Consider the following 12,915-nt stretch of genomic DNA (forward strand, 5'->3'; position numbering starts at 1 on the left):
CATGACCAACCCGTTCGATGACGAGAACGGCACCTTCCTCGTGCTCGTCAACCAGGAGAACCAGCACTCGCTGTGGCCGCAGTTCGCGGACGTCCCCGCCGGCTGGACCGTCGCCCACGGCCCCGGGACCCACGCCGCGTGCCTGGAGTACGTCGAGCGGACCTGGACCGACATGCGGCCCAAGAGCCTCGCCGACGCCATGGACGCCCAGCGGTAACGCGGCCGACATGACCTCCACCGACACCCTGGACGGGGCCTGCGGCACCGCGGGCCCCGTCCTGCCCGGCGACCTCGCCGCAGCTCTGCAGACGCCCGAGGCCCGCCGGAATCCGTACCCGTTCTACGCCCGCATGCGGCGCGAGAGCCCGGTCCACCGCAGCACCCAGGGCATCTGGTACCTCACCCGGTACGCCGACGTCGAGGCGGCCCTGTCGGACCTGCGGCTGTCCAACGACCGGGACCGGATGACCCGCGCCTACGGCGCGCTCGGCGGCGACCTCAAGGCCTTCAGCCGGCTCACCGACCGGCTCGGCCGGGTGATGACCAACACCGATCCGCCGGACCACGCCCGGCTGCGCAAGCTCGCCAACCGCGCCTTCACCGCCCGTCGGGTCGAAGCCCTGCGCGACGGCATCCAGCGGATCGTCGACCGGCTCATCGACGAGGCGGTCGCGGCGGGGCCCTCCATGGACCTGATCGAGGCGGTCGCCTCCCCGCTGCCGCTGTCCGTCGTCTGCGAGTTGTTCGGCATCCCGCCCGAGGACCGCCCGCAGGTCAAGAGCTGGTTCCGCCGCCTCGGCCGGCTCTCCGAGGACATCGACAAATCCGAGGCCGCGATCGCGCAGTACGAGGAGTACCTCGCCCGACTCGTCCGCCGACGCCGGACCGACCCGGGCGACGACCTGATCAGCGCCCTGGTCGCGACGCAGGCGCAGGACGACCGGCTCACCGACTCCGAACTGCTGTCCACCTGCTTCGTCCTGATCACCGCGGGCGACGAGACCACCACCCACCTGGTCGGCAACGGCACGCTCGCCCTGCTGCGCCACCCCGACCAGCTGGCCCGGCTGCGCGAGGACCCGGCGCTGATCCGCACGGCCGTAGACGAACTCGCCCGCTACGACACGCCGACCCAGGCGATCGTCCGGGTCGTGGCCGAGGACGTCGAGATCGGCGGGCAGACCCTGCGCGAGGGTGAGCTGGCGTACCTGTTCCTCGCCGCGACCAACCATGACCCCGAGCGGTTCGAGGACCCCGACCGGCTCGACCTGTCCCGCCCCGGTAACCGGCACCTGAGCTTCGGCAACGGCCCGCACTTCTGCCTCGGCGGTCCGCTGGCCAAGCTTCAGGCGGAGGTGGCCATCGGCACGCTGGTCCGCCGGCTCCCGCACCTGCGGCTGGCCGACGGGGCGGCCCTGGAATGGCGGCCCAATCCCCTGCAACGGCGGCTGACCGCCCTTCCGCTCACCTACTGACGCATGAACGACGACGAAGGAGAACTGACCATGGCCCGAGAGTTCGAGGTCCGCCGGGAGCAGGACCTGACCGCCACGCCCGAGCAGGTCTGGCAGGCGGTCGCCACCGGCGCCGGCAACCTCGGCTGGCTGTACCCCATGGAGGTCGAGCCGCGCGTCGGCGGAAAGGTCACCCGAGCCGACGGCACCGTGGTGGCGTGGGAGCCGCCGCGCCACTTCGCCGTGCGCGTGGCCATGGACGACGGGTTCTCCAACACCCTCACCTACCGGATCGAGCCACTCGACGACGGAACCAGTCACCTGCGGATGGGGATCCACTGGGTGCACACGGGAGTCGTCGACGAGTACTGGGACACCAAGGCGGACGCGGCCGAGAAGCACGTCGACTTCTACCAGCACAGCCTCGCCGAGTACCTGGGGCACTTCGCCGGCCGACCCGCCGTCTACGTCAAGGCCGGCCGCGAGGAGCGCACCGACGACCCCGCCGACTTCGCCGCCCTGCGCCGACGCCTCGGCCTCGCCGACGACACGGCCGTCGGCGACCGGCTGTCGCTCGACATCCCGGGTGCGGACGGCGGCTCGGAGGAGGTGGTCGTTGACTGGCTCAGCCCCGACTTCGTCGGCCTGCGCGGTCCGCACGCGCTGTACCGGTTCTTCAACGGCAGCTCCTGGAACTGGCCGATCTGGGTGGGCCACCACCTGTTCGCCGAGGACGTGGACGAACAGCAGGCCACCAAGGCGTGGAACGCCTGGCTCAACGGCGCCTGACCCATCGCACGACACAACCGAAGGGCCCCTGGTGGAAAGACTGCTCTACGCCGCCGAACTCGTCCAGGAAGACGGTGCCTACAAGCTCGTCGTGCAGGACGTGGTGCGGGACACGGTCCATGTCACCCCTGTCCCCAAATCCGCGGTGGACAAGCTCCCGACCTTCCTGTCGGTGCTGAGTTCCCGGCTCAGCTCCGCATCCGCACGCGGCCGCTGGTAGACCTCTTCCGACGTCACGCGGCCGGTGCCGTCCGGCGCGGCAGCTCCCGGACGGCACCGGCCGCGGACCGGTGCCGTGCCGATATCAGCCCATGACGGTGCGCGAGGCGGCTCCCTCGGCCATGGGCCGTTTACGGGAGAACGTTCCCAGGTTGATGACGAGGCCGGTGTGTTCGCCGGTGTACCGCAGCGGATCGTGGTCGTGATCGTGGCCGGCCTCCACGTGGTCGACCAGGGCGGCGAGGAACCGGCCCACCACAGGAGCGTTCTTGAACTGATTGCCGCTCGTGCCCATCGCGACGTAGAAGCCGGGCAGATCGGTGCGGTCGTAGATGGGGGTCCAGTCGTCGGCGGCGTCGTAGACACCGGCGATTCCGGTCGGCCTGTTCGGAACACGGAGGAGTGGGAACCGGCGTGCGGCCCTGGTCACTTGGGTGTCGAACCGGGTGGGTGTCGGGTGTGGGTTGCACAGGTCGGGGTCGTCCAGCCATTCCATCGGATCGCAGGCGGGCAGCGTGCTGCCGATGAGGAGGTGTCCGCCGAGGGGGCGCAGGTAGGTCCCGAGGTCGACGTCGGCCACGATCGGGCCGCCCTGGCAGACCGGTGCGGCCACCTGGTGGACCTCCTGGCGCAGTGGGCGCACCCCGACGGTGAACTCGGCCCCGACCCCGGCCATCCGGTTGAGCGCTCCGGACCAGGGCCCGGCGGCGTTGACCACCACCGGTGCCGTGATCGCGGAGCCGTCGGCGAGCCGAACGCCCGCCACCCGGTCTTCACGGCGCAGGACACCGACGACCCTGCGATGGAAGAGGAAGCGGGTCCCGATGCGGGCCGCCGCGTCCGCGAGGTTCTGTGCCGCGAGCCGGGGATCGTCGACGAAGCCGGCGTCGGGTGTGAACAGCGCGCCGAGCTGCCCTTCGGGCGGGGCGAAGAACGCCTCGTCGCGCAGGGGCTTGGGCGGCCCGTAGCGCGCCGGGTCGATGCCGGGGATCCGGCTGCGCAGCGTGGCGGTATCCCAGCGCTCGTACGGCACGCCGGCACGCTCGAACAGTGGGGTGACCTCCGGCGTCCCGGAGCCCGGGGCGTCGAGGAGTACCGCTCCGGTCCGCCGGAACGCCGCCAGGACAGTGCCGCGCGGGGTACTCAGGTGCTCCGCCCATCGTGCCCAGCAGTGCTGGGACTCCCAGGCGGCGGCGACACCGTCCCAGGTCGAGTAGTTGAAACGGATGATCGCGCTCGAGGCGCTGGTGGAGCCGTGGGCGACGCCGCCGGACTTGTCGACGACCACGACGCACCGACCGGTGCGGGCCAGTTCCAGTGCCACCGCGGCACCGATCACACCGGCCCCCACGACGACCGCGTCCGCGCCGGACGGGAGCGTGTCCGATTCCCTCGTCATGACGGCAGGCCCCCGGTGGTTCGCAGAGCCCGGTCACCGTCCGAGGCCTGGTGGGAGCCACCGTCGCGGGGCGGCCAGTCGTCGGCGCGGTACGGGAAGTGGCACGCGGTACGGTGCGGCTGTCCGGCCGCATCCTGCTGCGGGTCCCGTGCGGCGCAGACCTCCCGCCCCGGACGCCGCCCCGGCCCGACGGGGCACCGCGGATGGAAGCGGCACCCGGTCGGTGGCGACGCGGGATCGGGCAGCTCTGCGGACAGGAGCAGTTCCCCGGCCTGCCGTGGTCCGGCGTGCAGGCTCGGCACGGCGGACAGCAGCGTTCGGGTGTAGGGGTGCCGTGGGCTGCGCAGCAGGTTGTCGGTGGCGGCGGTCTCGACGATCCGGCCGAGGTACATCACGGCGACGACGTCCGACACATGGCGGACGGCGGCGAGGTCATGGCTGATGAACAGCATGGCGAAACCGATGCGCCGCTGCAGATCCCGGAGCATGGTGAGGAGCGCCGCCCGGACCGACACGTCGAGAACCGAGGTGACCTCGTCGGCGATGAGTACCGCCGGCTCGACGGCGAGGGCGCGGGCGACGGCCACGCGTTGGCGCTGGCCGCCCGACAGCTGCCGCGGCACGTGGTCGGCGCAGCCGGCGTCGAGACCGACCAGTTCCAGCAGTCCCCTGATGCGCTGTTCGCGGCTGCGGCGGTCCAGCCTGACGAAGGCCCCGGCTGATTCGGCGAGCGACTGTCGGACCGTCATGCGCGGGTCCAGGGCCGTATCGGGATCCTGGAACACCAGTTGGACCTGTTGTCCCAGCCGACGCCGATCGGCCGCCCGGTGCCCACGGTACTCCCGCCCGCCGACCGTGATCCGCCCGGCGCAGGGGCTGTCCAGCCCGACGACCGCACGTGCCAGGGTGGACTTTCCCGAACCGGACTCGCCGACCAGGCCGACCGTCGTGCCCGGGGGAACCTCCAGTGACACCCCGTCCACTGCCGTGACCGGCCCGAACGGCCCGTGGTGGCGAACGGTGACGTCGTGCAGCGCCAGCCCGGCCTCTTCCTCTTCCCTCACTTCTCCGCCTCCTCGGTCTCACGCTGTCCGCGGAACGGGGACGGGGGCAGCGGTCGCCAGCAGGCGGCCTCGTGCTCCGGGCCGAGCCGGGACAGCACGGGGCTCTCCACGGCGCACCGGTCCAGTCGGTGCGCACAGCGGTCGTGGAACGTGCAGCCCGGGGCCGCATCGGACGGATCGGGCGGCCCTCCCTCGATGGTGTGCAGGGGGCGGGCACGGTCTGCGGCCATGTCCGGGACCGAGGCGACGAGCATCCGCGTGTACGGATGCCGTGCGCCGGTCGCCAGCTCACGGGCGGGAAGGTTCTCCACGATCGTTCCCCCGTACATGACCAGAACCCGGTCGCAGGCGTCGGCCACCAGGGCGATGTCGTGGCTGATGAAAAGGATCGCGGTGGCGTCGTCGCGCCGGATACGGCGCAGCAGGTCCATGATCTGCCGCTGCACGGTGACGTCCAGGGCTGTCGTCGGCTCGTCGGCGACGATGAGGGCGGGCCGCATCATCGAGGCGGCAGCGATCGCCACGCGCTGGCGCTGACCGCCGGACAGCTGGAAGGGCCGGGAGCGCAGCAACCGGCGCCCGCCGGGCAGCGCGACGCGCTGGAGCGCGGCCAAGGCCTGCTCGGTGGCCCGGGCACGAGGAGTGCCGTGGTGTGCGCGCACGGCCTCCGTCATCTGCGTTCCGATGCGGAGCGACGGGTTGAGGGCCGAGGCCGGGTTCTGGAAGACCATCGCCATTCCCGTCGCCAGCTGCCCGCGCCGCTCTGCGCGTGACAACGACTCGGCATCCGCGCCGAGGAACCGATGGGTGCCCCAGGTCGCGCAGGCGCCGTCCGGCAGCAGGTCGGCGATGGCGAGCGCCGTCAGCGACTTGCCGGAGCCGGACTCGCCGACCAGGCCGACCATCTCACCGCGCCGCAGGGCGAGGGTGACACCGCGGACGGGCCGGACCACCCGGTCCGCCGCGGGAAGGACCACCCGCAGATCCTCCACCTCCAGCACGTGGTCGGCGTCCGCCGGGCGGTCGGTGGGTGCCGGAGGTGGTGCGGGTTCTCCCCGTTGCCGTGGACGAGCGTGTCGCGCGGCGGTTCCGGCCAGCACCTCGCCGAGCAGTTGGAAGGCCACAGCGGCGTAGACGATGGCGATGCCGGGTGCCACGGCGGGCAGCGGTTCGGTGTAGATGCGCTCCAGCCCCTGGCTCAGCAGGAGCCCCCAGTCGTACGAGGGGGGCTGCGCCCCCAGTCCCAGGAAGCTCAGTCCGGACAGCGCCACGAGTGCCGAGCCCGCGGCGACCGTGGTGGTGAGCAGCAGCGGTTCGGCGATGTGGGGCACGACATGGCGCAGGAGGAGCCGGTGGCGGCGCAGGCCCAGCACCCGCGCCGCCGCCATGAAGTCGGTTCCGGCCACTCCGGCGGCGAGGGTCTGCGTGATCCGCGCGAAGCCCGGTGCGCAGGCGACGGCGAGTGCGCACACCGCGCCGACCGCGCCCGCGCCGAAGAGGGCCGCGAAGAACATCGCGACGAGGAGCGCGGGAAAGGCCAGCAGGAGGTTGATCAGGGCTCCCAGCAGTCGGCGGGCGCGCCCGCCCACGACGGCGGTGAGCGCGCCGAGTGTGAGCCCGGCCGCCGCCCCGAGGAGCGTGGCCGCGACGGCCGGCAGCAGGGAGAGCCAGGTCGCCGAGAGCAGCCGGGCGAGGAGGTCACGCCCGAGATGGTCCGTGCCGAGCGGGTGACCCGCGCTGGGCCCCCGCAGCACCGCCGACGGGTCCGGGCGGCCGGCGGCCTGCCCGCACAGCACCGCTCCCGCGACGGCCAGCACGGCGAGGGATCCGAGCATGGCCAGGGTGATCACACCCATGGGCGAGGCCCAGGCCGACCGGGGCGCACGAGACCGGCCGGCGGCGGCACGCGGCGGGGAAGGGGGCGGGGAGGACAGCACCATCGGATCACGCCTTCCGGATGACCGATCGGGGGTCGAGCAGCGCGAGGGCCAGATCGACCAGGAAGTTCACCACGAGAACGGCCGAGCCCAGCACCAGCACCGACGCCTCGACGACCGCGTAGTCCTGCGCGGCCACCGACTGCGCCATCGCCGCACCGATGCCCGGCCAGGCGAACACCTTCTCGACCAGTACGGTCCCCGCGATCAGGGCCGGCAGGAGGTTCCCGGCGAGCGTCAGCGACGCGGTGAGCGTGTTCGGTGCCACGTGACGCAGGTACAGCGGGACGGCGGGCAGCCGCTTCGCCCGGGCGGCACGCACGTAGTCCGTCGCGAGCACCTTGAGTGTCTCCACCCGTACGATCCGCAGGAGCACCGCGGTCGGAGCGAGCGCCAGCGCGAGCACGGGCAGCACGTAGGACCGGGGACCGAGGTCGCCGGCTACCGGGAAGATGCGCAGGGCGACCGCCAGTCCCGCGGTGAGACCCGCTGCGAGCACGAAGTCCGGCATGCCCGCGAGGACGGAGGTGGTGGCGGTGAACGTCAGCTCCGCCCGGGGCCGCCGCCCTCCGCGTGTCCACACCGCGGCGAGCAGCCCCCCGGGCAGGGCGACGACGAGTACGCAGGCGAACGCCAGGACGGCCAGCAGCAAGGTGGCCGGCAGACGTGCCCTGATCAGGTCGGCGACCGGCTCGCCGGTCACCAGGGAGACCCCGAGGTCCCCGTGGGCCAGATGCCCCAGATACTGCCGGTACTGCGCCGACAGCTCGTGGTCCAGGCCGAGTTCGTGCCGCTTCGCCGCCACGAGGTCCGGCGGGGCGTCCACACCCAGCGCGGCCCGGACGGGGTCACCGGGTACCAGCCGGATCATCGCGAAGGAAGCGGTGACGACCACGAAGAGGGAGACCAGCAGCCGCACCGCACGCCGGCAGCAGAACACCACCCACGGATGGCTCCGGGCCAGGGCACCGAGCCGCGCGGGCACGGTCGTCATGGAATCTCCTCCGCTGGTGGGACGTGGCGGTGGGCGGTGCCCGCCGCCGCTACCGGTGCAGGCGGATGCTGGTCGGTACGATCCGGCCGCCGGGGGCGACGGCGAAGGTCGTCCGGTAGCCGTACACCGTGCTCGTGCCGTCGGCGACGGGCAGCGCGTCGGCCGAGCGGAACAGCGCCGCCACGGCCCGGTTCCAGTCCGCGCAGCTGGCAGTGCCCGGGGCGCGCAGCGCGAGGGCGACGAAGCGGTCGTAGGCGCGGTTGGCGACGTGCGCGAAGTTCAGTCCCCGGGACGGTGGCGGCCCGGAGAAGTACGGGACGAGCTGCGCGGGCAGCGGCGGACCCGGCGAGCTGCCGACCACGGCGTCGAAGTCGCCGCTCTGGTACATGGCCTGTATCACCGCGTTGCGGCTCTCGCTGACGAGGTCGACGTCCGCGCCGAGTGCCTGCCAGGAGGCGGCCATCAGTTCGGCGACCGACGGGAGGGTGGAGCCGAAGTCGGCGCTGCTGAGCAGCCGCACCCGCAGCGGCCTGCCGTGCTTCACCAGCCTGCCCTGTGCGTTCTTCGTCCAGCCCGCGGCGCGCAAGGCCCTCACGGCACCGCGCGAGGGCAGGTTCCCGGCGGCCACGTCGGCGTGGCAGACGGAGTCCACGGCGGTCAGGTGTCTCGCGGGTGTTCCGTCGCCGCCGATCGCCACATTGGCGAGGCCTTTGCGGTCCAGGGCGCCCACCAGTGCCTGGCGCAGCACAGGGTCGCTGAAGGGACGGCCGGAGCGTTCGTTGAAGAAGGTCAGGCCCACCACGGTCGGCACCTCGGCGGTGGCCAGGCCGTGGCCGGTCAGCCGCGCGCGGTCCGGTCCGGTCACCGTCGCGATGTTCACGCCGCCCGTGAGCAGCAGATTCGCCGCTGTGGACTCCTGCGGGACCACCGACACCACGATCCGCTGGGGCTGGCCGGCAGCCGCGTTGGTCGCCCCGCGCGGCCCCCACGCATATCCCTTGCGCCGGGTGAAGACGTACGGGCCGCCCGAGGTGTAGCCCCTCAGCACATAAGGCCCCGTGCCCTGTGTGGTCCTGTCCAGCGCGCCGGGATCCGCCAGTCCGGCGGGGCAGACGATGGGCACCAGACCGATCGTCCGCACGATGAAGCTGTACGGGGACGCCATCCGCACCGACACCGTCCGTCCCGCGTCGTCGGCCGACACCGTGAACGGCACACCGGGCAGTGCCGCCCGCGCGCCGACGAGCCGGTTACGGGGATCGCTCGCGTAGCTCAGTGACCGGGCCACCCCGGAGGCCGTGAGCATCGTGCCGTCGGAGCAGGTCACCCCCTTGCGCAGGGTGAAACTCGCCGAAGTGGCTCCGGCCCGCCACTTCTCGGCCAGGCCGGACACCACACGCCCGTCCGGCGCCATGTTGACCAACGAGTCGTAGGCATAAGGAGCCAAGGTGGAACCGAACTGCGCGTACGGATGGAAACTCGGGGTCTCGGAGGGGGTGGCGATCGTGACGGTGCCCCCCACGACGACAGGGGTGTGTGTCGATGACACGTCACCGCCGCCGCACCCGGCCGTCACGGCTGACACGACAGCGGCGGACACCACCGCGGCCGACCGGACCCTGGGTGACGACACGGTTCGGCGGTGCATGGTTTTCATCGTGCCACCGAGATCGGCGGCCTCGCACCGGCTTGTCCGGGCCGGACACGAACGGGCCGGACGTTTTCCCTCGTCCGAGTGAGGCCGCCCGACTCGCGGTCCGGGCACGGTTCCTGATGTCACGTCACTTCAGCGCGCACACTGGCACCGTGGTGAACCATCCATCGGACTCCCCGGACGGCTCGGCGGGGCGGGAGGTCGACCGACTCGCGGCCTCGTACTGGGAGTTCCTGCTCGTACGTGAGCCTTTGTTGCGTGCACGCCGCGGTCTGCCGGTCGAGTCGCTGCCGGGGGTGTCTGCCGCGGAGGCCGACGAGCGCGCCGGGTTCGCGGCGGGGGTGCTGGACCGACTGGGCACGCTGCGGCTCGCGGAGCTGTCCGGTCCCGCCGCCGACACCGTGGGTTTCCTCCGGGCGCTGGCCGAGCAGGAAGCGGAGGCGGGCCGCTTCCACTGGCTCACCCCCACCGCCACGCCGTATCAGCTGTTCCGCCTCCAGCAGTACGGCGACACGGTCTTCCGTCCGTTCCGCTTCGAGCACCGGGCCGATGCCGACCGGTACGTGTCCCTCGTACGAGATCTGGCCCGCTGCGTCGAGACGATCGGTGACAAGGCCGCGGGGCAGGCGGCCCGGGGCTTCCGCATCCCGGCCCCGGCGCTGGCCGGGGTCCACACCACCCTCACCCGTCTCCGGGCCTCGACGGCGCGGTACGTCCGGGCGGACGCCGAGCGGCTCGCCCGGCTCGACGCGGCGAGCCGGGGCCACCTGCGCGACGCGGTGGCGGGGCTCGTGGCCGCGGAGCTGGAGCCGGCGTTCGACCGTCTCCTCGCCCTCGTGACCGACCCGGACTACCGCGGGCGGGCACCTCGGGCCGTCGGATGGGCCCACTACCCGGACGGCGAAGCGGCGTACCGGGCCTTCGTCAGGACGTACACATCCGGCGACACACCACCCGAGCGCCTGCACGAACTCGGCCGGGAGCAGTGCCGCGAACTCGGCGAACGGATGCGGGAGATGCGGGACAGGCTCGGCTTCACGGGAACGGAAGCCGAGTTCAACGAACGGCTCGCGACCGAGCCCCGCCTGTACGCCGCCACCCCGGAAGAGGTCGAGGCCCGCTACCAAGGCCACCTCGACCGCCTCACGCCGCTGCTGCCGCGGTGGTTCGCGGTCCTGCCCCGCGCCCCCTACGGCGTGGCCCGTCTCGACCCGGCTCTGGAGGCGTCGATGACCTTCGGCTACTACGAGCAGCCGACCGCCACGCAACCGGTGGGACGCTACCGCTACAACGCCTCCGACCTGGCGCACCGGTCACTGCTCGGTGCGGCCGCGCTGATCTACCACGAGCTGGCGCCCGGCCACCACTTCCACCTCGCCCGTCAGGCCGAGAACACCGCGCTGCCCGACCTGCGCCGCGAACTGGTGGCCTTCAGCGGGTTCGAGGAGGGCTGGGCGGAGTACGCGGCGGGTCTCGCCTGGGAGATGGGGTTGTACGACGACCCGTGGGACGCGTACGGACGCCTGGCCCATGAGCGGTTCACCGCGCAGCGCCTCGTCGTCGACACCGGCCTCAACCTCGGGACGATGACGCTGGAGCAGGCGCGCGCCTTCATGCGCGCCCACGCGGCGGCCGAGTCCGAGGGGCAGATCGCGACCGAGTTGCTGCGCTACGCGACCGATCTGCCGGGACAGGCGCTGACGTACCGGGCGGGACACGCGGAGTTCACGGCACTGCGGGCAGCCTGCGAACGCGACGCCGGTGCCGCGTTCGACGTGCGCGCCTTTCACGAGGCTGTGCTGGCCGGCGGCACGCTGCCGTTCCCCGTCCTGCGCCGACGGGTGGCGAGAGAAGTGCCGGCCGTTGAAGGGGCTGAACATCGGCCTGAACAGGCCGTCAAAGGCAGGGTGTTCTACTCGAACGAGTGAAGGCCACGGCGGACCGGTAGCCCTGCGCTCGCGCTTGGATACTCTCTGCAATGAGTATGCGGGTTCGAGGATGCGGAACCCATGCTGTCATCGCACGTTTTCCTATGCGTCTCCTGCTGCCTTTCCGTCATCGTTTTCTCGGCAGAAGAGAAGGATGTCCTGCCATGCCGCCTGTCGTACCTCCTTTCCTGATCGGCCTGATCGCCGCGCCCCTGCTCAAAAGGCTGGGCAAACCGGTCATCCGAGGCATCGTCAAAACGTCGGTCGGCCTGGGAGTCGAGGTCAAGAGGGCCGTCCACGAAGCCAGCGAGGGAATCCAGGACCTCGCGGCCGAGGCGACCGCCGAGGTGCTCGCCGTCCAGATGACGCACGGAGCCGAGCACAAAGCCGAGCACGGCACCGACATCAGCGCCCCGCAAAGCAGCACCGCGGGCCGCATCGCGGGCCGCACCGAGTCGGGCACCGGGTCGGCACCCCCGGCCGCAGCCGCTCACACGGCACAGGCGGGCCACACGGCGCAGTCCGGCAGCGAGGGCAAGGCCGTCGGCAAGGCCCGCGGTGCCGGCTCGGCCGCTGCCAAGGCGCACTGAGTCGTCGCACGGTGGAGCAGTTTCCCGCCTTTCCCTCCAAGCTCAACTCCTCACAGCTGGGCGGTTTCAAAAAGCGATGACGGCGCACGACGCGACAAAGTGGTTCCGTGTCCACCGGCGCGCGGCGGACCCCGGGCTCCGACTGGTGTGCTTCCCGCACGCCGGCGGCACGGCACAACTGTTCCACGGCTGGCCCGCGCTGCTGCCGGAGGACATCGAGGTGCTCGCCGTGCGGTATCCCGGCCGCCAGGACCGGCTCGCGGAAGCCTGTATCGAGGACATGGCCACCCTGGCCGACACGATCGAGGACGCGCTGCGGCCCTGGCACGACCGGCCGCTCGCGCTCTTCGGACACAGCATGGGTGCCTGTGTCGCCTACGAACTGGCCGTCCGGCTGGAGGCTCGCGGCCTCGTCCCCGAACACCTGCTGGTCTCCGCACACGAGGCCCCCCAGCGGGCCGAACGCACCGCACTGCACAGTGCCGACGACGAGAAACTGATCACCCGCGTCCGGCACCTCGGAGACCTGCACTCGGAGGCCTACGACATCCCGGAGCTGCGTGACCTGCTGCTGCCCGCCCTCCGGGCGGACTACCGGCTCATCGAGGGCTACCACCCCCCGCATCCGACTCCGGTCAAGGCGCCGATCACAGCGTACGTCGGCCAGGACGATCCCAGTTGCGAGCTCGACCGGGTCCTCGCCTGGTCCGACCTCACCGCTCCAGGTTCCTTCGAACTGCGCTCGTTCCCCGGGGACCATTTCTATCTCGTGGCCCGGGAGGCCGAAGTGGTCGCGGACGTGGCCGCACGCCTTGCCCACGGGTGCGGCGCGGACCAGACCTGAGGGTGGCATGCCCCCGAGGGCCGGGCCCGACACCGTGCGTGGC

The 12,915-nt window shown here is 72.1% G+C and carries 12 protein-coding genes; 7 read left to right on the forward strand and 5 right to left on the reverse strand.

Annotated features, from left to right (window positions below; genetic code table 11):
- Position 1 precedes the first annotated feature (1 nt).
- Genes ACZ4U1_RS01275 through ACZ4U1_RS01290 form a run of 4 tightly spaced genes read left to right on the forward strand, consistent with a single transcriptional unit; the run spans position 2 to position 2,463 of the window.
- Positions 2-217: an MbtH family protein gene (locus ACZ4U1_RS01275; protein ID WP_467898037.1), complete on the forward strand. Its 216-nt coding sequence runs from the start codon at positions 2-4 to the stop codon at positions 215-217.
- A 10-nt stretch (positions 218-227) separates the two neighbouring features.
- Positions 228-1,475, forward strand: a complete 1,248-nt coding sequence (locus ACZ4U1_RS01280; RefSeq protein ID WP_467898040.1) for a cytochrome P450 — start codon at positions 228-230, stop codon at positions 1,473-1,475.
- A gap of 3 nt (positions 1,476-1,478) precedes the next feature.
- The gene (locus tag ACZ4U1_RS01285) at positions 1,479-2,243 is read left to right on the forward strand and encodes an SRPBCC family protein (RefSeq protein WP_467898043.1); all 765 of its coding nucleotides are present in this window, start codon (positions 1,479-1,481) and stop codon (positions 2,241-2,243) included.
- A 31-nt stretch (positions 2,244-2,274) separates the two neighbouring features.
- Positions 2,275-2,463, forward strand: coding sequence for a hypothetical protein (locus tag ACZ4U1_RS01290; protein WP_467898046.1), 189 nt, complete (start codon positions 2,275-2,277; stop codon positions 2,461-2,463).
- Positions 2,464-2,547: 84 nt separating this feature from the next.
- Here ACZ4U1_RS01290 and ACZ4U1_RS01295 read toward each other — a convergent pair whose 3' ends face one another.
- The 5 genes from ACZ4U1_RS01295 to ACZ4U1_RS01315 form a co-directional block, all read right to left on the reverse strand.
- Positions 2,548-3,861, reverse strand: a complete 1,314-nt coding sequence (locus ACZ4U1_RS01295; protein WP_467898048.1) for an NAD(P)/FAD-dependent oxidoreductase — start codon at positions 3,859-3,861, stop codon at positions 2,548-2,550.
- Positions 3,858-4,925, reverse strand: coding sequence for an oligopeptide/dipeptide ABC transporter ATP-binding protein (locus tag ACZ4U1_RS01300; protein ID WP_467898051.1), 1,068 nt, complete (start codon positions 4,923-4,925; stop codon positions 3,858-3,860). Before ACZ4U1_RS01300 ends, ACZ4U1_RS01295 begins: the two co-directional genes overlap by 4 nt.
- On the reverse strand, positions 4,922-6,781 hold the full coding sequence (locus ACZ4U1_RS01305; RefSeq protein ID WP_467898054.1) for a dipeptide/oligopeptide/nickel ABC transporter permease/ATP-binding protein: 1,860 nt from the start codon (positions 6,779-6,781) through the stop codon (positions 4,922-4,924). The genes ACZ4U1_RS01300 and ACZ4U1_RS01305 overlap by 4 nt, the downstream gene beginning before the upstream one ends.
- A gap of 88 nt (positions 6,782-6,869) precedes the next feature.
- The gene (locus ACZ4U1_RS01310) at positions 6,870-7,856 is read right to left on the reverse strand and encodes an ABC transporter permease (RefSeq protein ID WP_467898057.1); all 987 of its coding nucleotides are present in this window, start codon (positions 7,854-7,856) and stop codon (positions 6,870-6,872) included.
- Positions 7,857-7,905: 49 nt separating this feature from the next.
- On the reverse strand, positions 7,906-9,378 hold the full coding sequence (locus ACZ4U1_RS01315; protein ID WP_467898060.1) for an ABC transporter substrate-binding protein: 1,473 nt from the start codon (positions 9,376-9,378) through the stop codon (positions 7,906-7,908).
- Positions 9,379-9,662: 284 nt separating this feature from the next.
- Here ACZ4U1_RS01315 and ACZ4U1_RS01320 point away from each other — a divergent pair, with 284 nt between their 5' ends.
- From ACZ4U1_RS01320 to ACZ4U1_RS01330, 3 genes are all read left to right on the forward strand, one after another.
- Positions 9,663-11,438 carry a DUF885 domain-containing protein gene (locus tag ACZ4U1_RS01320; RefSeq protein ID WP_467898063.1) on the forward strand — a complete coding sequence of 592 codons (1,776 nt, stop codon included), beginning with the start codon at positions 9,663-9,665 and terminating at the stop codon, positions 11,436-11,438.
- Positions 11,439-11,602: 164 nt separating this feature from the next.
- Positions 11,603-12,028 carry a DUF5132 domain-containing protein gene (locus tag ACZ4U1_RS01325; RefSeq protein ID WP_467898065.1) on the forward strand — a complete coding sequence of 142 codons (426 nt, stop codon included), beginning with the start codon at positions 11,603-11,605 and terminating at the stop codon, positions 12,026-12,028.
- A 76-nt stretch (positions 12,029-12,104) separates the two neighbouring features.
- Positions 12,105-12,872 (forward strand): thioesterase II family protein, encoded by a 768-nt coding sequence (locus tag ACZ4U1_RS01330; RefSeq protein WP_467898068.1) that lies wholly within the window; start codon positions 12,105-12,107, stop codon positions 12,870-12,872.
- Positions 12,873-12,915 lie beyond the last annotated feature (43 nt).

It is taken from the genome of Streptomyces sp. NPDC028928 (assembly GCF_055564915.1).

Coding starts and splice junctions, on each gene's coding strand:
- ACZ4U1_RS01295 (WP_467898048.1), bottom strand. CDS start 3,861: ATGACGAGGGAATCGGACACGCTCCCGTCCGGCGCGGACGCGGTCGTC.
- ACZ4U1_RS01305 (WP_467898054.1), bottom strand. CDS start 6,781: ATGGGTGTGATCACCCTGGCCATGCTCGGATCCCTCGCCGTGCTGGCC.
- ACZ4U1_RS01280 (WP_467898040.1), top strand. CDS start 228: ATGACCTCCACCGACACCCTGGACGGGGCCTGCGGCACCGCGGGCCCC.
- ACZ4U1_RS01310 (WP_467898057.1), bottom strand. CDS start 7,856: ATGACGACCGTGCCCGCGCGGCTCGGTGCCCTGGCCCGGAGCCATCCG.
- ACZ4U1_RS01330 (WP_467898068.1), top strand. CDS start 12,105: ATGACGGCGCACGACGCGACAAAGTGGTTCCGTGTCCACCGGCGCGCG.
- ACZ4U1_RS01275 (WP_467898037.1), top strand. CDS start 2: ATGACCAACCCGTTCGATGACGAGAACGGCACCTTCCTCGTGCTCGTC.
- ACZ4U1_RS01285 (WP_467898043.1), top strand. CDS start 1,479: ATGAACGACGACGAAGGAGAACTGACCATGGCCCGAGAGTTCGAGGTC.
- ACZ4U1_RS01325 (WP_467898065.1), top strand. CDS start 11,603: ATGCCGCCTGTCGTACCTCCTTTCCTGATCGGCCTGATCGCCGCGCCC.